Origin of the sequence: Sciscionella sediminilitoris (assembly GCF_000737195.2) — a bacterium.
In the GTDB taxonomy this organism is placed as follows: Bacteria; Actinomycetota; Actinomycetes; order Mycobacteriales; family Pseudonocardiaceae; genus Sciscionella; species Sciscionella sediminilitoris.
On the sequence record NZ_JALM01000086.1, the window covers coordinates 1 to 21,614 of the forward strand.

Consider the following 21,614-nt stretch of genomic DNA (forward strand, 5'->3'; position numbering starts at 1 on the left):
CAACACAACCACTCACGAGCGTCGTTCAGGGCTTGCTAGGGGAGGGAGATGACGACCACGACCACGTGGTTGAGCAGGCCTTTTCGCTCGGAGCTCGGCGCGGAGTCGGAGTGCTTGCCGAGGAGGGTTTCGCCGAGTGACCGGGTCGGCTCGGGGTCGGTCGAATCCCCCGAGTAGGAGTGCGAACGGTACGAACGGGATGAATAGGACTCGGAGGACGAGTCCGTGGAGGAGTTCGAATACGAGTACTCCGAGGAGCGTGTGGAGTCCGAGGACTCCGAGGATCCCGACGAGGAGTGCGTGGGCTCGCCCCGGGATGTAGAGGTGAAGGTCGAGTTGTCCGGATCCGGGGTCCCGGGATGGCCGGGCAGTGTGGAATCGGGGACATGGCTGCTCTGCAGGTGGGGGCCGCCCTTGTCGGACTCGACCGTCGCGGAGTGCGGCGGTTTCTCCTGCTGCTGTTGATGATGACCCGCCGGCTGGTCCCGGTTCTCCTGGGTGTTCCCGGTGTCCGCGCGATCGGGACTCGATCGGTTGTGCCCGGCGTACTCCGCAGTGCGCTGAGTGTTCTGTTCCGTGGAGCGCTGGTGCGGGATGTGCGGAACGGGCGCCTGGACGTTGTTCGGTGGCGCGTGCTTGGTCGGCGTGGGACTGGGCACCGGGCCCTTCGTGCCCGGGGTGCAGGTGGTGCACACCGGAAGCACCTGGTCCCCGCGGCCGCCGGTGTAGTCGGGCGCGGATTCCACGACCGGACCGTGCAGCATCCCGCTCGCGACCAGTCCGAAAGCGCCGACCCCGACGACCGCGCTCGCGGTGAACGCGGCCTTCATCCGCCCGGTGAGCAGGGCGAGTTTGCCACCGAAACCGAGCACGGATCCGGCAGCGGTCTTCCCGGCTACCGCGGTGCCGAGCCCGACGAGCGGCCCGACGTAGCTGGCGTGCGCCCGCAGCCCGGCGCACACATCGGCGAGCTCGGCGTGCAGTGCGGCGCAGGAATCGCATTCCTCGAGGTGGTGAACGATCCTGCGGCGCTCGGATCCGCGCACCGAACCGGTGGTGAAGGCGCCCAGCTTGTCCACGACCGAGCGGCAGTCGACCGGCCCGCGCGCATCGGAGAGGTGCGCCTGCAGATAGGCAGCGCGCAGGCCGTCCCTGGCGCGCCTGGCCAGCGCCGCGGTCGCGTTCGCGGAGAGCCCGAGGTGGCCGCCGACCGCGGACGGGCGTTCCCCCTCGACCTCGACGCGCCAGAGCACATTGCGCCAGCGTTCGGGCAGGTTGGCGAACGCCCGCGCGATCAGGTGGCGTTCCACCGAGGACGTGCTGCGATCGCTGGCCGCCTCGACCCTGCTGGAGAGCTCCTCATCGGTGACCGGGACATCCCGGTGGCGCGCGGTCCACTCCATGGCGACCCTGCGGGTCACCGTGAGCAGGTAGGCGCGGGGATGCTCGATCCGCGCCGAACCCCTGCGCACGGCCTGCAGGACGCGGAAGAACGCCTCGGCGGCGAGATCGTCCGGATCGAGGGCATTGGCATAAGTACGCAGCGCATAGGAGCGGACCGCGTCGACGTGCCGCTGGAACAACTGCGCGAAGGCGAGTTCGTCCCCATCCCCCATATGGGCGAGCAACTCGCCGTCGTCGAGCTCGGTGTAATCGACAACGGATTCGGGTGCTCTCGTGACTGCCTCCTGTGGTGAGCGCAGCACGATCGACCACCTCCTCGCATCCCCGACGGCCTTGTGAGCCACCTGCGATCATCCGATCGCGTCAAACATGCCACACGAATCGGCGATCTGGGCAGTGGAGAAAAATAAACAACCAAACCTTTACCAGTCGTATCAGCCTGGTCACAGCTGGGCGTCGATCGGCAAGCCGGGCGCGTCGGGCCCGCCGGGCCTCGTTACAGTCCCTGCCGTGAACGCCAATACGACGACGCAGGACGAGCCGCAGTGTGGCGTCGACTGGCGTGTCGAGGCCCGTGCGGCGTTCCCGGAGCTCGAATCCCTCTGCGGAGCCGAATGGTCGGTGCACGTGTTCCTCACCGAACTGCTCGACATCGTGCGCAAGGCGCACCGGGATGCGGACACCGAAACCCTCGACCGCGCCTACGGTTTCGCCAAGTGGTGCCTCGACCAGCCGCGGCGATTCCTCGCCGACGCCGCGATCGTCAGCTTCTACGAACACCTCTTCGACGACTGGGAACTGCGCCACGAGATCGCCGAACGGCTCCCGGACCGGATAGCCGAGCGGGTGCGCCCGCTCTGGGAATGGCGGCTGCCCGTGGAACGGCTCGCCGAGGTGGATCAACTCCTCGGATGACGCCCCGCCTGCAGCGCGGGTTGTCGGCCCCGCTATGCTGACGGGGCAATGCGGACGTAGCGCAGCTGGTAGCGCATCACCTTGCCAAGGTGAGGGTCGCGGGTTCGAGTCCCGTCGTCCGCTCCAGAGTTCGGATAGTCATGCCCCGGGGATGCCTGGGGCTTTACTCTTTCGCCATGATTTGTGGGGGCCGAGCCCCCACGCCCCCACGGTGTGGAGCGCGCCGGAACCAGCGTGGAGGGATGCGGAGGGGTCTTGTGGTTTCTTTGGAGTGGGTTCGGGGTGTTGCACTCGAGTTGCCGGAGGCCACCGAGCGGGCGGCGTACGGGATTCCGTGTTTCCGGGTGCGGGACAAGATCTTCGCGGCGTACCGACAGGAGTGGCATGGCCTCGCCTGTCTGGTCAGCCCGGAGGACAAGCTCGCCCTGCCCCAGGAGGACCCGGAGACCTTCTCGGTCCCGGAGCACTACCGCAATTCCTCGATGGTGGTCGTGGACCTCGCCAGGATCGACCCCGACCACCTCACCGAAGTGCTCACCGAGGCCTGGCGGCTGCGCGCCCCGAAGCGCCTGCGTGAACGGTTCGACGCGGGCTGATCACCGGCCGAGGCGCGCGGTGAGGAACTCGAGCGCCCGCGGATAGGCGTCCAGCCGGTTCACCCGCTTCGCCAGCCCATGCCCCTCATCGGCGTACACGCACAGCTCGCACGCTACTCCGCGGTTCCCGAGCTCGGTGTGCAGCTGCTCGGCCTCGGAGAGCGGGACCCGCGGATCGTTCGCGCCATGGATCACGAACAGCGGTGCCCGGATGTCGGCGATCCGGGACAGCGGTGAGATGGACTCCAGGAACTCCCGGTCCTCGGCAAGCGAACCGTACTCGCGCTCCCGCTGGGCGCGCCGGTACACCGAGGTGTTCTCCAGGAAAGTGACCAGCGAGGACATCCCGACGATGTCCACCCCGGCCGACCACAGCTGCGGCTGGAACGCGAGCCCGGCCAGCACCATGTACCCGCCGTAGGAACCGCCCCACAACGCCGCGCGGTCCAGGCCGAGGCTCGGCAGCCAGTCGTGCAGCGCGGCCAGATCGTCCACGGAGTTCATCCTGGCGCGCACATCATCGGCGGAGTACCAGGCCTTCCCGTAGCCGACCGAACCGCGCACGTTCGGCACCAGCACGGTGAACCCGGCCGCGGCCAGGCCCTGGACGATCGGGTTGAAGTTGAGCGCCGACTGCCCCTCCGGTCCGCCGTGGATGAGCAGCACCGCCGCACCGGACAACGGTTCCGCGGTCGCGCTCGGCCGGTACACGTAACACGGGATGTCCCCGCCCGCGCCCGGAACCCAGTGGGTGTCCGGCACCGAGAGCCCGGCGAGCCCGCGCAGCGCGGCCGCGGAATCGGTGACCGCGCGCGTGGTCCCGCTGCCCGCGTCCACCACGAGCACGTCCCCGGGAATCTCCGGACCGGAAAGGGTGAGCGCGACCGAACGCGAATCCGCGGCCCACACCGGTTCGGGCAGCGGGAAAAGCAGCCAGCCATCCGGAAGCGGGACCTCGCGCAGCGGGTTGCCGTCGGCATCGTGCACGGCGAGCCGGGACACCCCGCCCACGTTGGTGTGCACCAGAAGCAGCGTGCCGTCCGGGGATGGCCAGCCGGTCACATCGTGCGCGTCATCGGTGACCAGCCATCGCCAGTCCCCGGTTTCCGGGGTGTAGCGCGCGATCCCGGTGAACTCGCGGTCCCGGTTCGTGGTGAGCACGAGCGAATCGCCGACCCAGTGCACGGTGTGGTACTGCGCGCGCTCGAGTTCCCCGGTCAGTTCGGTGACCTCGCCGCCGCAGGCCAGCAGCAGCTGATCGGACATCGCGTACCTGCCCGGCCTGGTGAGCGCGACCCGGCGGCCATCGGTGTGCACGGCGGGATCCGCGGCCCAGCCACCACCGTCGTAGATCACCGATTCGGTGCCCGTGGCCAGCTCGTGCACCACGATGTCGAAGTCCACCCCGTTGCGCCGGTTGGTGCGGTACACCATGCGCGTCCCGGTGACCTCGCCGATGCCGTGGATGTATGACGGATCGCGTACCACGGCCTCCAGATCGTCCATTGTGGACGGAAGCGGGCTCGAATCCAGGTGCAGCCGGGAAATCTGCGCCCGCTCGTTGCCCCCGGTGTCGTGGCTGACCAGCACCGTGTCCGTGCCGGGGACATACCGCCCGCTGCACGCTCCGTCCAGCGTGGTCAGCTTGCGTACCGTGCCGTCGGTGCCGATCTCGACCAGCTGCGTGGTCCCCGATTCGTCGTGCCCGGCGAGCACCCGCCCGTCCGTGTGCACGTCGAAGGCGCGCCAGGTGGTCAGTTCGAGCAGTTCGCGCAGCATTCAGTGTTCCTTGTCGAGGTAGGCGAGGATGCCTGCGGTGATCGCGTCGGCGTAGTGCTGCCGTCCGGCACTGGAGGTGAAGGTGGCGGAATCGCTGGTGTTGCGCATGTTCCCGCACTCGACGAGTACCGCGGGGCGGGTGGACAGGTTCAGTCCGCCGAGATCCTTGCGCGGGTAAATCCCGTTCTCGCCGAGATAGGTGGAGGTGGCGAGCCCGTCCCCGCGCATGGCATCGCGGACCGAACCGGCCAGCTGCGCGGAGGGCTCGCCCTGTTCGGCGTTCAGCGGCGGGGAGGGATAGGAGACGTGGAAACCGTGCGCCTTCGCCGAGTTCGCCCCGTCCGCGTGCAGGGACACCACCGCATCGGCTTCGGCCTTGTTGCCGACCGCCGCGCGCTCGTTCACGCACGGCCCGACCCCGGAATCCGAATCGCGGGTGAGCACCACGCGCACCCCCTTCGCGGCCAGGCTCGCGCGGATCTTGGCGGCGAGGTCCCAGGTGAAGGCGTGCTCCGGATAACCGGCATTGGTCGAGGTTCCCGTGGTGTTGCAGGCCTTCAGGACGCCACGGCCCGCGGGCACCTTGCGGTTGATCTGTTCCGGGTGCTCGGCATTCCCGCCGTTGTGGCCCGGATCGAGCACCACGACCCGCTGCGGCTGCCGCGGCGCGCTGGGCGGTGCGCTGCTGCTCGGGGCGGGCGAACTGGTGCTCGAGGGTGCGGTGCTCGGGGCGGCGGCCGGACTGCTCGGGGCGGCCTTGTCCGCGGTGGTCCCGCACGCGCTGAGCAGCAGCGTGGTTCCCAGGGCGGCGAGCAGCGCAGGTCGGATCGGTTTCGACACGCCGTACACGTTGCCACGGCCGGGGACGACTACCCTGGAAGACGCGCGCAAGACAGGCGCGCTCCGCCGACGAAAGGAGCCGGCATGGACGGTCAGATGCCCGGCAACATGCAGGGCTTGCTCGCGCAGGCACAGCAGATGCAACAGCAGATGCTCGCCGCGCAGGAAGAACTCGCCAACAGCGAGGTCACCGGGACCGCCGGTGGCGGAATGGTCAGCGCGACCGTCAGCGGTTCTGGCGAACTGAAGTCGTTGTCCATCGACCCCAAGGTCGTCGACCCGGAAGACACCGAGACGCTCGCCGATCTCGTCGTCGCCGCCGTGCGGGACGCGAACGCGAGCGCGCAGAAGCTCACCGAGGAGAAGCTCGGACCGGTCGCCGGCGGGCTCGGCGAACTCGGTGGCGGGCTCGGCCTCCCGGGCATGTAGCGGTGTACGAAGGACCGGTCCAGGACCTGATCGATGAGCTCGGCGCCCTTCCCGGAGTCGGGCCGAAGAGCGCCCAGCGCATCGCCTTCCACCTGCTCGCCACCGATGCGGCGGACATCAACCGGCTGATCACGGCACTGCAGCAGGTCGCGAAGGGTGTGCGGTTCTGCGAGATCTGCGGCAACGTCGCGGCCGAGGAGACCTGCCGGATCTGCGGCGACGCGCGCCGTGATCCGCTGCTGGTCTGCGTCGTCGAGGAACCCAAGGATGTGCTCGCGATCGAGCGCACCAGGGAGTTCAAGGGGCGCTATCACGTGCTCGGCGGCGCGCTCGACCCGCTTTCCGGGGTCGGGCCCGATCAGCTGCGGATCAAGGAACTGCTCGGCAGGATCGGCAGGGACGAGATCACCGAGGTGATCATCGCGACCGATCCGAACACCGAGGGCGAGGCCACGGCCACCTATCTGGTGCGCATGCTGCGCGATTTCCCCGGGCTGAGCGTCACCCGGCTCGCTTCCGGTCTCCCGATGGGCGGGGACCTCGAGTTCGCCGATGAGCTCACCCTCGGTCGCGCGTTCACCGGCCGCCGTGCGGTGTGACTGAGCTCGAACGGGCCGCGGCCGCGGTGCGCGCCGCCCCTGCCCGGCTCGGTGGCACCCGCCTCGTGGTCATCGACGGGCCATCGGGCTCGGGCAAGACCGTGTTCGCCACCCGGCTGCGGGAACTGCTCGGCTGCGTGCTCGTGTCCACCGACGACTTCGCCACCTGGGATGAGCCCTTCGCCTGGTGGCCGCGGCTGCACGAAGGCGTGCTCGAACCGCTGTGCCGGGGTGTTCCCGGCGGGTACCAGTGCGTGGAGTGGAGCGAGGGCGCGCCCTTTCCCGGGAGGTGGCGCACCGTCGAGGTGCCGGAAACCCTGATTCTGGAGGGGGTCTCCGCTGCCCGGCGCGCCGTCGCCGACCGGGCCAGCCTCACCGTGTGGATCAGCTACGGCACCCCGGAACAGCGGCTCGCCCGTTCGGTGGCCCGCGACGGGGAGGACCAGCGCGCCAACCTCGCCGCGTGGCAGCGCACCGAGGCCGGATGGTTCGCCGTGGACCGCCCCGAATCCCGCGCTGATTTGGTCGTGCGCGGTTGTGTTGGTTAGAACCAACATTTCCGCTCACAAGGGGGATATTCGCAGCTCAGTGGCCTGCTTGCGGGTACTGTCCGGATCATGGACTGGACCCTCGAGGTGGTTGTGCTCCCCGTCAGCGATATTGAGCGATCGATCGAGTTCTATCGCGACCGGGTCGGTTTCGAGCTCGATCATGACACGGTCACCGAGCACATGCATGTCGTGCAGCTGACCCCGCGCGGATCGGGGTGCTCGATCGTCTTCGGTGACCTGCCCGCGCAGACCGAGATGCAGCCGGGTTCGCTGAAGGGGCTCCAGCTCTGCGTCGCCGATGCCACGGCCGCACGTGCGGAGCTCGCCTCGCGTGGGGTCGAGGTGAGCGAGCTGCAGCGGTTCGGTGAGCAGGACGGCAGCACCTTCTTCGGGTTCGCCGATCCGGACGGCAACACCTGGGCGGTGCAGGAGCTCAAGGTCCGCGCGAGCAAACCGCTGATCCCGGCGGAAGCGCGCGGCCGATTCGCCGGATAACGGCACCGGCCAAGTACCGAGGGTAACTGTGCGGGGGCCTATGAATTCACCATTCACAGTTGACCGAGGGTGATCTCATCGCGTGATACCCCGTGTGCGCTGCGCAGATTTTCGGGCCCGTGTGTCCGGATCGTAACCGGCGACCGGATCCTGGGAACGGGTTCAGGCATTACAGTGCGCCATCAAGGTACGAACACGTACTGCGATCCAGCCTTGTGTTCAAAGGGGTACACATGCAGATGGACAGGAAGCGTCGCTGGGTTGCCGCGGCCGGTACTGCGGGCGCAGTGCTGCTCGTGGTCTCCGGCTGTGCGCAGTCCGAACGGGGAAGCGGCGGGGACAACGGCGCGACCCTGAATTTCGGCCAGGCGAGCGCGCCGAAACTGTTCGACCCGTTCTACGCCACCGATGGCGAGACGTTCCGGATCACCGAGCAGATGTTCGACAATCTGGTCGAGTTCAAAACGGGTGGCAGCGAGGTCAGGCCGGGATTGGCCACCGACTGGCAGCCGAGCGACGGCGGTAAGACCTGGTCGTTCAATCTGCGCAAGAACGTGAAGTTCACCGACGGCACCGCGATGGACGCGACCGCGGTCTGCAAGAACTTCGAGCGGATGTACAACCAGAAGGGCGCGGGGACCTCGAACGCGGTATCCCAGTACTGGAACGACAACTTCGGCGGATTCGCGGACAAGAAGCAGCCTTCGCTGTACGCGGGGTGCGAGGTCAAGAGCCCGACCCGGATGGCGCTGAAACTGACCAAGGCGTCCTCGAAGATGCCCGATATTCTCGGCCTCGCGTCCTGGGCGATCCAGAGCCCGACCGCGATGGACAAATACCACGCCAACGACGTGAAAGCCGAGGGCGACAGCTTCACCTATCCGGATTACGCGACCAAACATCCCACCGGAACGGGCCCGTTCAAGTTCAGCAAGTACGACCAGGCCAACGGCACGGTCGAGCTGGTGCGCAACGACAACTACTGGGGCGAGAAGCCGAAACTCGCCAAGATCGTGTTCAAGATCTACAAGGACACCGCGGGCACCAGGCAGGCGCTGCAGGCCGGGGAGATCGACGGCTACGATCTGCCGCAGCCGCAGGACTATCAGTCCTTGCGCGATCAGGGGAACAAGCTGCTCGAGCGGGAACCGTTCAACATCATGTATCTGGGCATCGACCAGAAGAACAACCCGAAGCTGCGCGATCTCAAGGTCCGCCAGGCCATCGCGTACGCGATCAACCGCCCGCAGCTGGTGAAGTCGCAGTTCCCGGACAAGGCGGTGGTGGCCAAGGAAATGCTGCCGCCGAGCATCGCGGGATTCAATCCGAACGTTCCCGAGTACAACTACGATCCGAACAAGGCCAAGCAGCTGCTCAAGGAAGCGGGCGCGGAAGGTCTCACGGTGAATTTCTACTGGCCGAGTGAGGTCACCCGGCCGTATCTGCCGAGCCCGCGTGATCAGTTCACCGCGATGAAGGGTGACCTGGAAAAGGCCGGTATCAAGGTGGTCGAGAAGAGTGAACCGTGGAACGGCGGCTATCTCGACGATGTCGAGGGACACAAGCCGGACCTTTTCCTGATGGGCTGGAACGGCGACTTCAACAATGCCGACAACTTCTTCTCGCAGTTCTTCAATACCCCGACCAACCGGTTCTACGCGGCGGCTTCCCCTTGGGGTGCCTCGCTTTCCGAGCGGGTCAAGCAGCTCGACGCGACCGCGGACAAGGCGGCGCGGGAGCAGGGGTACAAGGAGCTGAACGGGCAGATCCAGAAGGATTATCTGCCCGCGGTCCCGATCGTGTCCGCGCCCTCGTACATCGCGGTCAAGGACAATATCAAGGGACTGGTGCCGAGCCCGCTCTCCAATGAGAAATTCGAGCTGGTGACCAAGAGCGGAAGCTGATTCGTGCTTCGTTATACCGTTCGACGACTTGGACAAATGGTCGTCGTGTTGTTCGTGCTCTCGATACTGCTGTTCGCCTGGTTGCGTTCGCTGCCGGGTGGTCCGGTCTCCGCACTGCTCGGGGACCGGGCCACTCCGGCCGCACGTGCCGAGCTGACCAAAACGCTCGGCCTCGACCGGCCGATTTTCCTGCAGTACTTCGACTTTCTCGGCCGGGCGGTGCGCGGTGACTTCGGTCAGTCGACCGCCGTGCAACCGGGAAGCAGCGCGATGCAGATTCTCGTGCAGCGCTTTCCGGCGACGCTGGAACTCAGCGTGGTCGCGATCATCCTGGCGATCCTGTTCGGCATTCCGCTCGGCTATATCGCCGCGCGGCGCCGGGGCGGTATATGGGACAACCTCTCGATCGGCGGTTCGCTGCTCGGGGTGGCGGTCCCGGTGTTCTTCCTGGCATTCCTGCTGAAGTACCTGTTCGCGGTGAAGGCCGGGATCCTGCCTTCCGCGGGGCGCCAGGACGCGATCGATGCCACACGGATCACCGGGTTCTTCATCCTGGACGGGATCCTGACCCAGGAATGGGATGCCGCATGGAATGCCCTGGAGCACCTGATCCTGCCCGCGGTGGCGCTGGCCACGATTCCGTTCGCGGTGATCTTCCGGATCACCAGGGCCGCCGTGCTGGACGTGCAGCAGGAGGATTTCGTGCGCACGGCCGAATCGAAGGGCCTGCGAATCCCGATCATCCGGCGGCGGCACATTCTGCGCAACGCGATGCTGCCGGTGGTGACGACGATCGGTATCCAAATAGGACAGTTGCTGGCCGGAGCGGTGCTCACCGAGCGGGTGTTCGCCTATCCCGGAGTGGGCGACGCGCTCGCGACGGCGTTCCAGCGCAAGGACTATCCGCTGCTACAGCTGCTGATCATCGCGGCCGCGCTGGTCTACGTGGTGGTGAACCTGATCGTCGATCTGTCCTATGCCTACATCGATCCACGGATCAGGACCAGGTGAGGGGAGGGCATCGATGGTACTGACACGGAAAAAGGACCGGGTCGACGCGCTCGCCTCGACCAGCACCGAAGGGCGCAGCCTCGCCGCCTCGGCGTTCCGGCGGTTGCGGCGCAGTCCGGTGTTCCTCACCGGTGCGGTGATCACGGCACTGTTCGTACTGATCGCGCTGTTCTCTCCGCTGCTGGCCCCGCACGATCCGGCCGTGCAGATCCCGGAGCTGATCAAGCAGACGGTGCGCGCGCGGAACCAGTTCGCCCCGCCGCAGGGCAGTTATCTGCTCGGCGGTGATCAGCTCGGCCGGGATCTGTTCTCCCGCCTGCTCGTCGGCTCGCAGCAGACGCTGCTGGTCGGGGTGCTGGCCACGCTGATCGGGCTGACCGGCGGACTGATCCTCGGCACGCTCGCCGGTGCGACCGCGGGCTGGGTGGACACGACCGTGATGCGGTTCGTGGATGTACTGCTGTCCATCCCGAACCTGCTGCTCGCGGTGACGATCAGCGCGCTTTTCCTGCAGGCCAACCAGTTCACCGTGATCGTGGCGGTGGCGATCGTGCAGATCCCGGTGTTCGCCAGGTTGTTGCGCGGCACCATGCTCGCGCAGCGGGCCAGCGATCACGTGCTCGCGGCGCGCGCGCTCGGGGTGAAACGCAGCGGGATCGTGTTCCGGCACATGCTGCCGAACTCGCTCGGCCCGGTGTTCGTGCAGGCGACCATCGTGCTCGCCACCTCGATCATCGACGCGGCCGGGCTTTCCTTCCTCGGCCTCGGTAATCCGAACGACGATAGCCCGGAATGGGGGCAGATGCTCTCCAATGCCCAGCAGTACATCACCAGCGGGCACGCGGATCTCGCGTTCTGGCCCGCCTGCGCGATCGTGGTCGTCGCGCTCGGGTTCACGTTGATGGGCGAATCCGCGCGGGACGCGCTCGATCCCAAGAACAGGAGGTGATTCCCGGTGTCGCTGCTCGAAGTAGAGGACCTCACCGTCACCTTCGCCCAGAAAGGCGAGCGTCCCTTCACCGCGGTGGACAAGGTCTCGTTCACCGTGGAACCGGGACAGACCGTCGGTCTCGTCGGCGAATCCGGCTGCGGGAAATCGGTCACCTCGCTGGCGATCATGGGGCTGCTGCCCAAACGCGGGAACACGGTCAGCGGTTCGGTGCGGTTCGCGGGCACCGAGCTGCTTTCGTTGAGCGACAAACAGCTGCGGGATCGGCGGGGAAGCGATCTGGCCATGGTGTTCCAGGATCCGCTCACCTCGCTCAATCCGGTGGTGACCATCGGCCTGCAGGTCGCCGAGGTGCTGGAGCGCCACGAAGGGCTCAAGCGCAAGGCGGCGCTCGCCAGGGCCGCCGAACTGCTCGACCAGGTCGGCATCCCGGACCCGCACCGGCGCGTCGGCGAATACCCGCACCAGCTCTCCGGCGGGATGCGCCAGCGTGCCCTGATCGCGATCGCCCTTGCGTGCCAACCGAAACTGCTCATCGCCGATGAGCCGACGACGGCGCTGGACGTGACCATCCAGGCACAGATCCTCGCGCTGTTGCGGCAACTCGTCGCCGGTACCGATACCGCGCTGATCATGATCACCCACGATCTCGGGGTGGTCGCCGGGCTCTGCGATGAGGTCAACGTGCTCTATGCGGGCCGGGTGGTGGAGCGCGGGGAACGGCACGAACTGTTCGCCGCACCACGGCATCCCTATACGAACGGCTTGCTCGCCTCCATACCGCGACTCGATGCCCCGCGCGGTGAGCGGCTGCATCCGATCACCGGTTCGGTCGGCGACAACATCCCGTGGTCCGGCGGCTGTGCCTTCGCACCCCGGTGCTCGAACGCGATCGAGGTGTGCACCGAGACCGCGCCGGATCTGATCGACACCGAGGGGCGGCTGCTGCGCTGCCACAACCCGGTCGCACTGGTGAAGGGGGAATCGTGAGCGAGCTTGCGAGCGAACCAAAGACACAGCAGTCCCGGCGAACGGCCGGACCGAGCGCTAGCGAGGTGCGGTTGTGAGTTTGGTCGAGGTCGATGACCTGAAGGTCCATTTTCCCATCAGACAAGGGGTCTTCTTCGACCGCACGATCGGTCACGTGTACGCGGTGGACGGGGTGAGCCTGTCCATCGAGCGCGGCGAGACCTACGGCCTCGTCGGGGAGTCCGGCTGCGGGAAGTCCACCCTCGGGCGGGCGATGCTGCGCCTTGTCGAGCCGACCGCGGGCACGACGAGGGTGGACGGCACGGATCTGGGCACTCTGGCCGCCGAGCCGCTGCGCCGGTTCCGCCGCAGGCTGCAGATGATCTTCCAGGACCCACTGTCCTCTTTGGATCCGCGGCAGTCGGTGGAGGCGCTGCTCACCGAGGGCATGCGCGCGCACGGGCTCGCCACGGACAAGTCGGCAACGGCGCGGCGGCTGCGTGAACTGCTGGATGCGGTCGGGCTCGGGGCGAACGCCCTGCGCAAATACCCGCACGAGTTCTCCGGCGGGCAGCGCCAGCGCATCGGTATCGCCCGCGCGCTCGCGCTCGATCCGGACGTGATCATCGCGGACGAACCCGTTTCGGCGCTCGATGTCTCGGTGCAGGCGCAGGTGATCAACCTGCTGGACGATCTGCAGCGGGAGTTCGGGCTGACCTATCTGGTGATCGCGCACGATCTGGCCGTGGTGCGGCACATCTCGGACCGGATCGGGGTGATGTATCTCGGCGGGGTCGTGGAGGAGACCACCTCGGAACAGCTGTACCGGGAACCACTGCACCCGTACACGAAGGCGCTGTTGTCCGCGATTCCGGTGCCCGATCCGGTCACCGAGGACAGCCGCGAGCAGATCCTGCTCACCGGGGACCTGCCCTCACCCTCGGCGCCGCCGCCCGGTTGCCGCTTCCACACCCGATGCCCGTGGCGCCAGGAAACCCGGTGCGCCGAGGAACGTCCCGAACTGGTCGAGTTCGCCCCGGGGCACCGGGTCGCCTGCCACTATGCGAAGGAGATCGCGGCGGGCGAGATCACTCCGCACACAGTCCCCGTGCAGGACTCGGTCAGCCCTGCATAGCGCCGATGATCTCGCGCGCCTTGTCCTCGTTCTGGTCGTAGCGGTCCGGGTAGGCCGAACGCTGCACGCTCTGCGCGACCTGACCGGCGGACCAGCCCGGGTTGTTCGCCGCGTTGGTGATGGCCTGGTCGAGATAGGCATTGGTGGCGTAGACCGGATCCTGGACCTGCTCCGGGGTGCCCCAGCCCGCGCTCGGCCGCTGCTGGAACACCCCGAGCGAATCGGCGTCCCCACAGGGCAGATTGTTCACGTGCGACTCGACCCAGGCGGTCTCGAAGGTGGAAAGCATGACGCGGTCGTCCACGCCCCGGCCGACCGCGGTGTCGTACACCGTCTTGGCCACCGATCTGTCGTAATCGGACGGGATCGAGTCGCAGTTCTTCAGCTTCAGCATCGTCGCCGGGATGTGCGTCCCCGGTTCGAGCGGGTTCGACGGAGTCGTGGCCGCGAACCCGAACTGTCCGGATAACGCGATCGCCGCCGCTGCCCCGAGGCCAACGGCCGCGGTTCGAATGCTTGCCCTCATCAGCACTCCCTTGTGTCGGTTCCGACAGTCCCGGCGACTGTCCGATGTGGACGCTAAACGGCGGAACCCGGTGAGTACAGGGGTGTTCAGGATTAGGCAGCCGAATTCCGCTCGGTCCCCCGCTGGTGGGAGGACGATCGGAGGGGTCCGGTAAGCAGTCGAATCCGAAGAGTGTCCGTTATGTTCCGAGCGCGAATGAACCGTGACGCTGCGAACCGATGTGGAGTGCCTAGACGGTCGGGGCGAGGGCCTCGGCGATCTCGTAGGTGTTCAGTGCGGCGCCCTTGCGCAGGTTGTCCCCGCACACGAAGAAGTCGAGCGTGTTGGTGAAGTCCAGCGCCTGGCGCACCCGGCCGACGTAGGTCGGGTCCTCGCCGACCACATCCGCGGGAGTGGGGAACCGCTGCTGTTCCGGATCGTCGACGAGCACGATCGAGGGCTGGGCCTCGAACACCTTGTGCGCCTGCTCGACGGTGACCGGCTGGGCGAAGGTGGCGTGCACGGCGAGGGAATGCGTGGTGACCACGGGAACCCGGACGCAGGTCGCGGAGACCTTGAGGTCGGGGATGCCGAGGATCTTGCGGGCCTCGTTGCGGACCTTGAGCTCCTCGGAGTACCAGCCGTCGCCCTTGTAGGAACCGGCCGAGGGCACCACGTTGAGTGCGAGCGGGGCGGGGAACGGCGAGTCGTCACCGAGCCCGGCGACCGCTTCGCGGACATCCCCGGCGCGCACGCCGAGCCCCTTGCCAGCCACGGCTTCGAGTTCGGCGTAGAGCCGGTCCACGCCTTCCTTACCCGCGCCGGAAACCGCCTGGTACGAGGCGACGACCAGTTCGGTGAGCCCGAACTCCCGGTGTAGTGCGCCGAGTGCGGCCATCATGGACAGCGTGGTGCAGTTCGGGTTGGAGATGATGCCGCGCGGGCGCTCGCCGATCTTGTCGACGTTGACCTCGGGCACCACGAGCGGGACATCGGCGTCCATCCGGAAAGCTCCGGAGTTGTCCACCGCGATGGCCCCGCGCTCGGCGGCGACCGGGGCCCACTGCGCGGAGATCTCGTCCGGCACGTCGAACATGGCGATGTCGACGCCGTCGAAGGCCTCCGGGGAGAGCTCCACGACGGTCTGCTCGGTGCCCCGCACGGTCAGCTTCTTGCCCGCCGAGCGCGCCGAGGCGATCAGCCGGATCTCGCCCCACGGCACGGATTCCCGCGCATTGATGATGTCGATCATGACCGAACCGACGGCGCCGGTCGCGCCGACGAGTGCCAGTACTGGTGCCATGGCTTACCGCCCGCTTCCCGCGTAGACGACGGCCTCTTCCTCGCCGCCGAGTTCGAATGCCTCGTGGATCGCGCGCACCGCGTCGTCGAGCTGCGAGTCGCGGATGAGCACGGAGATCCGGATCTCCGAGGTGTTGATGATCTCGATGTTCACCCCGGCCTTCGCGAGCGCCTCGCAGAAGCTGGCCGTGACGCCCGGATGCGAGCGCATGCCCGCGCCGACCAGGGAGACCTTGCCGACGTGGTCGTCGTAGAGCACCTGGCCGAAGCCGAGCTCATCGCGTGCGCGCTCCAGCGCGGTGACCGCCTTCGGGCCGTTGGCCTTGGACAGGGTGAAGGTGATGTCGGTGCGACCGCTCGAGGTGCTGGACACGTTCTGCAGCACCATGTCGATGTCGATCTCGTTGTCCGCGACGATGCGGAAGATGCTCGCCGCGATGCCCGCGTGGTCGGGCACCCCGGTCACGGTGACCTTGGCCTCCGAGTTGTCGTGCGCGACTCCGGTGATCAGTGCCTGTTCCACGGGGATCTCCTCGACGGATCCGGTGACGATGGTTCCGGGTTTGGTGCTGTACGACGAACGGACGTGCAGCGGGATGCCGTACCTGCGGGCGTACTCGACCGAGCGCAGGTGCAGGATCTTCGAACCGGACGCGGCCAGTTCGAGCATCTCCTCATAGGGCACGGTCTCCAGCCGGCGCGCGTTCGGCACGATGCGCGGATCCGCGGTGTAGACACCGTCCACATCGGAGTAGATCTCGCACACATCGGCATCGAGTGCCGCGGCGATCGCGACCGCGGTGGTGTCCGAACCGCCCCGGCCGAGCGTGGTGACGTTCTTGGTGTCCTGGGAGACGCCCTGGAATCCGGCCACGAGCGCGATGTAGCCGTTGTCCAGTGCCTCGGTCACCCGGCCGGGAGTCACCTCGACGATCCGTGCGTTGCCGTGCACCGATGTGGTGATCACGCCCGCCTGGGATCCGGTGAACGACCACGCCTCGGCGCCCTTCGCGCTGATCGCCATGGCCACGAGCGCGTTCGAGATGCGCTCACCCGCGGTGAGCAGCATGTCCATCTCGCGCTCCGGCGGGACCGGGTTGACCTCCTGGGCGAGGTCGAGCAGCTCATCGGTGGTGTCACCCATCGCCGAGCAGACCGCGACCACGGAGTTGCCCTGCTTCTTCGTGGCGACGATCCGATCGGCGACCCGTTTGATGCGATCCGCGCTTTCCAGCGACGAACCGCCGTACTTCTGCACGACGAGCGCCACGACGGCGATACCTCCACGAAGTCGGTTACGTCCTCGGCGGAGAGCCTACCTGCTCCATTGACCTCGACCAAGCTTGAGGTTCTAACCTCGGCCGCATGGGTACTGAACAGTGGCCGGTGGCCCAGGTCCGGATCGCGCGGCCCACCGACAAGCTCGCTGACGTGGTGGAATTCTATTCCGGAACGCTCGGTCTCCCGGTGCTGTTCCGGAATGCGGACGCCGGCTACGAAGTGGTCGGTATCGGTTTACCGGGTGTCGACTATCACCTCGAGTTCACCTCCCACGTGGCGGGCAGCCCGGGGGAGGCGCCGAGCGGGGAGCATCTGCTCGTGCTCTATTTCCCGGATGCGCCGAGCCGGGATGAGGTGTCCGGGAAGCTCGAGCGGGCGGGGCACCGGCCGGTGGAGCTGGACAACCCGTGGTGGGCCGAGCACGGCGCACTGGCCTTCGAGGACCCGGACGGCTGGCGGGTGGTGCTCGTGCCCAGCGCGTTCGCCTGAGCGGGGTGGCCCGCGGTGTCACAATCGAGCATGGGGAGGCGGGCTTTCGTGACTGCGCGTTAGCCTGACGGGCCGAAGGCGTAATCAGCGGAGGGAACGCGAGTGGACGCAGCGGCCGATACGGAAGCGAACGCCCCGGCGAGCGACACCCTGCGGCGCGTCTACCACCTCGCCGCTCCCGCGCTGCTCTACCTGCTGTTCCGCGCGGTCGGGGTGCTGCTGCTCTCCTGGTTCGCCCCCGGCTCGGTGCCGAACGCGCTCACCAAATGGGACGGCCAGTGGTACCTGGGCATCGCGGCGGGCGGGTACTCCGGGGTTCCCGGGTACCTCACCGACGCGCACGGGATGCGCAGCCCGGAGACCCCGATCGCGTTCTTCCCTGGCTATCCCTCGGTGGTGCACCTGCTCGGCTACCTTCCCGGGGTCGGGTTGCTCGGTGCGGGCCTGCTCGTCTCGCTCGCTTCCGGGGTGGGGCTCGCCTACGGACTGCTGCGGCTCGGTGAAGCACTGCCCAAACACGGCTCGCGCACCATCGGCATGCTGCTGGTCGCCCTGGTCGGCGCGATGCCCATGTCGATCGTGTTCTCCATGGCCTACGCCGAGGCGATGTTCTGCGCCCTCGCGGTGTGGTCCCTCGTCTTCCTGCTGCGCAGGCAGTGGGTGCTCGCCGGGCTGCTCTGCTCGTTCGCCGGACTGGTCCGGCCCTCCGGGCTCGCCCTCGCCGCCGCGGTGATGCTCGCGGCCCTTGCCGGGGTCATCCGTTCGCCGCGGAGCTGGCGCATCTGGCTCGGTGGCCTGCTCGCCCCGATCGGGGTGGTCGGTTATGCGGCCTATGTCGGCGCGCGGATGGGATCGGTTTTCGGGTACCCGATGCTGCAACGGATGGGCTGGGACACCTACTTCGACTGGGGCATCTCCGGGGTTCGGTTCGCCATCACCGCGCTGACCACCCAGCGCAATGCCTTCGAGGTGATCACCGTCGGGCTCGCCCTTGCCGCGCTGGTGCTGTTCGCGGTCGCGATCTACCGGCGGCTGCCCTGGCCACTGCTCGTGTACGCGGCCGGGATCCTGGTGATGGACCTGGGCATGAACGGGCTCATGGGCGCGCGGGCCCGGCTGCTGCTGCCCGCGTTCGTGCTCCTCATCCCGGTCGCGGTCGGCCTGGCCAAGCGCAGCAGGCCCACCGCGATCTGCACCGTGCTCGGGTTGCTGCTCGCCTCCGGATGGCTCGGCGCCTATGCCCTCAACGTCTGGCCCTACGCGATCTGAGAAATGTCGTGAGCCGGGCTCGCGAGGCGAACCGAAGACACAGCCGTGGTCACGCGCGAGGGCCGAGCGTCGGGGAGGTGCTTGTGAGTGGTTGTGTTGGTTCTAACCAACACAACCACGCACGAGGAGGATTCGTGCACGAACTGATGGCGGCGCGATGGAGTCCGCGGGCACTCGACCCGGAGGCGGTGGTCGGCACGGAATCGCTGCACGCCCTGCTCGAAGCGGCGCGCTGGGCTCCGTCCTACGGCAACACGCAGCCCGCCCGATTCGTGCTCGGCAGGCGTGCGGACCCGGCGTTCCAGGCGATCCTGGATGCGCTCGCTCCGGGGAATCAGCGCTGGGCACACCGGGCCGCGCTGCTGCTCGTGGGTATCGCGGTGCGGCGCAACGAGAAGGGCGAGGTGCCCTACGCGGAGTACGGCCTCGGCCTCGCGGTGGAGAACCTCGTGCTGCAGGCGGTGCACGAGGGACTGGTCGCGCACCAGATGGCCGGGTTCGATCCGGAAGCGGTGCGCGCCGCCTTCGCGGTCCCGGATTGGGCGAGCCCGCTGGTCGCGATCGCGGTCGGCCGCCTCGGACCGGTGGACCTGCTCCCCGAGGACAAGCGGGACCGCGAACGAGCCCCCCGCAAGCGGCTGGAGCTTGGCGAGCTCGCGTTCGGGCGGACCTGGGGCGAACCCGCTCTCTAGGCGAACCGCTTGAGGATGCGGGCCACGAGCGCGCTGACGATGAGCCAGAAGATCGCCGCGATGCCGTAGTTGACGAGCACCGCGAGCTTGGCGTCGTCCGGGGTGAACAGGTCCTTGAACCCGATCGCGACCGTGTCCGCGAAGCTGCGGACGAACCCGGTGATGCCGTTGTTGGGGTTGGCCTCGCCGATGACCAGGATGATGTGCACGACGAGCACGACGGCGAAGATCACGCCGACCCAGCGCACGAGGCCCGCGACCAGATTGATGATCGGGGCGCGGAGCTCGAGCGCACGCTGACCGGCCGACTTGCCGACGGGCTTGGCGACGGTGGTCTTCGGCTCCTCCGTTGCCGCCTCTCTCGCGGCCGCGGCCTCGTTGTCGGGCTTCTGTTCGTGCGCTGCCATGCGCGCAGTCTTACACGCTGAACGGCGGATGGCTACTCAGCCGTAACAACAAATTGATGACCGTCCCCAGCAGGGTGATTCCGCCCCCGTTTCACGAGGACGGGTTCGGGCGGGTACGGTCGAAGACGTGGCACGTGCCCTCCTGCTTCGCTGCCGCGACGAGGTCTGACCAGACCGGCGCCTCGCCGCGGAGTTTTGTGACGCCGGTCGTCAGCCCGGTTGGAACAGACGACCAAGCAGGAGTTCTCCGTTATGACTTCCCTGATCAACAGCCACGAATCCAGTGCGCGCAAGGGCGGAACACCGTCCCGGCCGCCGGCTCCCGGGCAGCGCCCGTGGAACAACCAGCGCGGTTCCTCGATGCCGTTCCACCGGTACCGGCCGTTCGCCGAACTGGTCGAGCCGGTGTCCGTACCCGATCGGACCTGGCCGGACAAGGTCATCGACACCGCACCGCTGTGGTGTGCCGTCGACCTGCGGGACGGGAACCAGGCGCTGGTCGACCCGATGTCCCCGGCCCGCAAGCGCAAGATGTTCGACCTGCTCGTGCGCATGGGCTACAAGCAGATCGAGGTCGGGTTCCCCGCGGCGAGCCAGACCGACTACGACTTCGTGCGCGAGCTGATCGAAGAGGGCGCGATCCCGCAGGATGTGCACATTCAGGTGCTCACCCAGTGCCGCGGTGAACTGATCGAGCGCACCTTCGAGGCGCTGCGCGGGGCACCGAACGCCATCGTGCACATCTACAACTCCACCTCGATCCTGCAGCGTAAGGTCGTGTTCCGGGAGGAAAAGGAAGGCATCAAGAAGATCGCCACCGAGGCCGCGACCCTGGTGCGCGAGCTCGCCGAGAAGCAGCCGGACACCGATTTCATCTTCCAGTACTCCCCGGAGTCCTACACCGGAACGGAACTGTCCTTCGCGGTGGAGATCTGCGATGCGGTGACCGAGATCTGGCAGCCGACCCCGGAAAAGCCGGTGATCGTGAACCTGCCCTCCACCGTGGAGATGGCCACGCCGAACGTGTACGCGGACTCGATCGAGTGGATGAGCCGGAACCTGGCACGCCGCGACTCGATCATCCTGTCCCTGCACCCGCACAACGACCGGGGCACCGGGATCGCCGCCGCCGAGCTCGGCTACCAGGCTGGGGCCGACCGGATCGAGGGCTGCCTGTTCGGCAACGGTGAGCGCACCGGGAACGTCGATCTGATCGCGCTCGGTATGAACCTGTTCAGCCAGGGCGTGGACCCGCAGATCGACCTCGCCGACATCGACGAGATCCGGCGCACCGTCGAGTACTGCAACCAGCTGCCGGTGCACGAGCGGCATCCCTGGGGCGGCGACCTGGTGTACACCGCGTTCTCGGGTTCACACCAGGACGCCATCAACAAGGGACTGGACGCGCTGTCCCGCGAGGCCGAAGCGGCCGGGGTGCCGATCGACGAGCACCCCTGGGAAGTGCCGTACCTGCCGATCGACCCCAAGGACGTGGGCCGCACCTACGAGGCCGTGATCCGGGTGAACTCCCAGTCCGGCAAGGGCGGCGTCGCCTATCTGATGAAGACCGAGCACCAGCTCGAACTGCCGCGCAAACTGCAGGTCGAGTTCTCCAAGGTGGTGCAGCGCTACACCGATGACGAGGGCGGCGAGGTCGAGCCCGAGCGGTTGTGGGACATCTTCTCCACCGAGTACCTCCAGCAGCGCACCCCGCTCGAACTGGTGCGCCAGCACGTCACCGATGAAGGGCACGGCGAGTACTCGCTGAGCGCGACCGTGCGGGTGGACGGGGACACCCAGGAGATCAGCGGCCACGGCAACGGCCCGATCGCCGCCTTCTTCGACGGGCTCGCCAGCATCGGCTACGACGTCCGGCTGCTCGACTACTCCGAACACACCATGACTCCGGGTGACGACGCCCGCGCCGCCTCCTACATCGAGTGCGCCGTGGACGGGACCGTGCTCTGGGGCGTGGGCATCGACCCCTCGATCGTCACCGCCTCCCTGCGCGCCGTCACATCCGCGATCAACCGAGCCAATCGCTGACCTGGACAAACGGGTGCTCGTGAGTGGTTGTGTTGGTTCTAACCAAC

22 protein-coding genes and 1 tRNA gene are annotated in these 21,614 nt (G+C 67.5%); 16 read left to right on the forward strand and 7 right to left on the reverse strand.

Going from position 1 to position 21,614, the window contains the following annotated elements; translation table 11 throughout:
- Window positions 1-35 precede the first annotated feature (35 nt).
- Window positions 36-1,706 carry a sigma-70 family RNA polymerase sigma factor gene (locus AD72_RS28335; protein ID WP_051899114.1) on the reverse strand — a complete coding sequence of 557 codons (1,671 nt, stop codon included), beginning with the start codon at window positions 1,704-1,706 and terminating at the stop codon, window positions 36-38.
- Between the two features lie 208 nt (window positions 1,707-1,914).
- On the opposite strand from AD72_RS28335, the gene AD72_RS28340 reads away from it, so the two are divergent.
- From AD72_RS28340 to AD72_RS28350, 3 genes are all read left to right on the forward strand, one after another.
- Window positions 1,915-2,319 (forward strand): DUF7674 family protein, encoded by a 405-nt coding sequence (locus AD72_RS28340; protein ID WP_037347640.1) that lies wholly within the window; start codon window positions 1,915-1,917, stop codon window positions 2,317-2,319.
- Between the two features lie 50 nt (window positions 2,320-2,369).
- A tRNA-Gly gene (locus AD72_RS28345) sits at window positions 2,370-2,445 on the forward strand.
- A 170-nt stretch (window positions 2,446-2,615) separates the two neighbouring features.
- The gene (locus AD72_RS28350) at window positions 2,616-2,915 is read left to right on the forward strand and encodes an MmcQ/YjbR family DNA-binding protein (protein WP_197285101.1); all 300 of its coding nucleotides are present in this window, start codon (window positions 2,616-2,618) and stop codon (window positions 2,913-2,915) included.
- Here AD72_RS28350 and AD72_RS28355 read toward each other — a convergent pair whose 3' ends face one another.
- Window positions 2,916-4,694: an alpha/beta fold hydrolase gene (locus AD72_RS28355; protein WP_031469683.1), complete on the reverse strand. Its 1,779-nt coding sequence runs from the start codon at window positions 4,692-4,694 to the stop codon at window positions 2,916-2,918.
- Window positions 4,695-5,534 (reverse strand): N-acetylmuramoyl-L-alanine amidase, encoded by an 840-nt coding sequence (locus tag AD72_RS28360; protein WP_051899115.1) that lies wholly within the window; start codon window positions 5,532-5,534, stop codon window positions 4,695-4,697. It abuts the gene before it with no gap.
- 84 nt (window positions 5,535-5,618) lie between these two features.
- Here AD72_RS28360 and AD72_RS28365 point away from each other — a divergent pair, with 84 nt between their 5' ends.
- The 9 genes from AD72_RS28365 (at window position 5,619) to AD72_RS28405 (ending at window position 13,576) form a co-directional block, all read left to right on the forward strand.
- Window positions 5,619-5,963 carry a YbaB/EbfC family nucleoid-associated protein gene (locus AD72_RS28365; protein WP_020496854.1) on the forward strand — a complete coding sequence of 115 codons (345 nt, stop codon included), beginning with the start codon at window positions 5,619-5,621 and terminating at the stop codon, window positions 5,961-5,963.
- A 2-nt stretch (window positions 5,964-5,965) separates the two neighbouring features.
- Window positions 5,966-6,562 (forward strand): recombination mediator RecR, encoded by a 597-nt coding sequence (gene recR / locus AD72_RS28370; RefSeq protein WP_031469685.1) that lies wholly within the window; start codon window positions 5,966-5,968, stop codon window positions 6,560-6,562.
- Window positions 6,559-7,110, forward strand: coding sequence for a uridine kinase family protein (locus tag AD72_RS28375; protein WP_197285102.1), 552 nt, complete (start codon window positions 6,559-6,561; stop codon window positions 7,108-7,110). Before recR ends, AD72_RS28375 begins: the two co-directional genes overlap by 4 nt.
- Window positions 7,111-7,179: 69 nt before the next feature.
- Window positions 7,180-7,608, forward strand: a complete 429-nt coding sequence (locus AD72_RS28380) for a VOC family protein (protein ID WP_031469687.1) — start codon at window positions 7,180-7,182, stop codon at window positions 7,606-7,608.
- A gap of 233 nt (window positions 7,609-7,841) precedes the next feature.
- Complete coding sequence (locus AD72_RS28385) at window positions 7,842-9,512, forward strand: ABC transporter substrate-binding protein (RefSeq protein WP_031469688.1); 1,671 nt, start codon at window positions 7,842-7,844, stop codon at window positions 9,510-9,512.
- A 3-nt stretch (window positions 9,513-9,515) separates the two neighbouring features.
- Entirely contained in the window at window positions 9,516-10,523 is a 1,008-nt protein-coding gene (locus AD72_RS28390; RefSeq protein WP_031469689.1) for an ABC transporter permease, read from the forward strand.
- A gap of 13 nt (window positions 10,524-10,536) precedes the next feature.
- Window positions 10,537-11,472 carry an ABC transporter permease gene (locus tag AD72_RS28395; RefSeq protein ID WP_031469690.1) on the forward strand — a complete coding sequence of 312 codons (936 nt, stop codon included), beginning with the start codon at window positions 10,537-10,539 and terminating at the stop codon, window positions 11,470-11,472.
- Window positions 11,473-11,478: 6 nt separating this feature from the next.
- Window positions 11,479-12,462 carry an ABC transporter ATP-binding protein gene (locus AD72_RS28400; protein ID WP_031469691.1) on the forward strand — a complete coding sequence of 328 codons (984 nt, stop codon included), beginning with the start codon at window positions 11,479-11,481 and terminating at the stop codon, window positions 12,460-12,462.
- Window positions 12,463-12,535: 73 nt separating this feature from the next.
- Complete coding sequence (locus AD72_RS28405) at window positions 12,536-13,576, forward strand: ABC transporter ATP-binding protein (RefSeq protein ID WP_031469692.1); 1,041 nt, start codon at window positions 12,536-12,538, stop codon at window positions 13,574-13,576.
- Here the strand turns inward: AD72_RS28405 and AD72_RS28410 are convergent.
- The 3 genes from AD72_RS28410 to AD72_RS28420 all read right to left on the reverse strand — a co-directional run bounded on the left by AD72_RS28410 (window position 13,563) and on the right by AD72_RS28420 (window position 16,653).
- Window positions 13,563-14,102 carry a hypothetical protein gene (locus AD72_RS28410; RefSeq protein ID WP_051899116.1) on the reverse strand — a complete coding sequence of 180 codons (540 nt, stop codon included), beginning with the start codon at window positions 14,100-14,102 and terminating at the stop codon, window positions 13,563-13,565. The genes AD72_RS28405 and AD72_RS28410 overlap by 14 nt on opposite strands.
- Window positions 14,103-14,331: 229 nt before the next feature.
- Entirely contained in the window at window positions 14,332-15,384 is a 1,053-nt protein-coding gene (locus tag AD72_RS28415; RefSeq protein WP_031469694.1) for an aspartate-semialdehyde dehydrogenase, read from the reverse strand.
- Between the two features lie 3 nt (window positions 15,385-15,387).
- On the reverse strand, window positions 15,388-16,653 hold the full coding sequence (locus AD72_RS28420) for an aspartate kinase (RefSeq protein ID WP_031469695.1): 1,266 nt from the start codon (window positions 16,651-16,653) through the stop codon (window positions 15,388-15,390).
- A 95-nt stretch (window positions 16,654-16,748) separates the two neighbouring features.
- Between AD72_RS28420 and AD72_RS28425 the strand changes: the two genes are divergently transcribed.
- The 3 genes from AD72_RS28425 to AD72_RS28435 all read left to right on the forward strand — a co-directional run bounded on the left by AD72_RS28425 (window position 16,749) and on the right by AD72_RS28435 (window position 19,114).
- Window positions 16,749-17,153: a VOC family protein gene (locus AD72_RS28425; protein ID WP_031469696.1), complete on the forward strand. Its 405-nt coding sequence runs from the start codon at window positions 16,749-16,751 to the stop codon at window positions 17,151-17,153.
- Between the two features lie 102 nt (window positions 17,154-17,255).
- Window positions 17,256-18,422: a hypothetical protein gene (locus tag AD72_RS28430; protein ID WP_037347643.1), complete on the forward strand. Its 1,167-nt coding sequence runs from the start codon at window positions 17,256-17,258 to the stop codon at window positions 18,420-18,422.
- 146 nt (window positions 18,423-18,568) lie between these two features.
- Window positions 18,569-19,114, forward strand: a complete 546-nt coding sequence (locus tag AD72_RS28435) for a nitroreductase family protein (protein WP_031469698.1) — start codon at window positions 18,569-18,571, stop codon at window positions 19,112-19,114.
- On the opposite strand, the gene AD72_RS28440 is transcribed toward AD72_RS28435, so the two are convergent.
- Complete coding sequence (locus AD72_RS28440; RefSeq protein ID WP_031469699.1) at window positions 19,111-19,521, reverse strand: hypothetical protein; 411 nt, start codon at window positions 19,519-19,521, stop codon at window positions 19,111-19,113. The genes AD72_RS28435 and AD72_RS28440 overlap by 4 nt on opposite strands.
- 252 nt (window positions 19,522-19,773) lie before the next feature.
- Between AD72_RS28440 and leuA the strand changes: the two genes are divergently transcribed.
- Window positions 19,774-21,567, forward strand: a complete 1,794-nt coding sequence (gene leuA, locus AD72_RS28445; RefSeq protein WP_197285103.1) for a 2-isopropylmalate synthase — start codon at window positions 19,774-19,776, stop codon at window positions 21,565-21,567.
- Window positions 21,568-21,614: the final 47 nt, after the last annotated feature.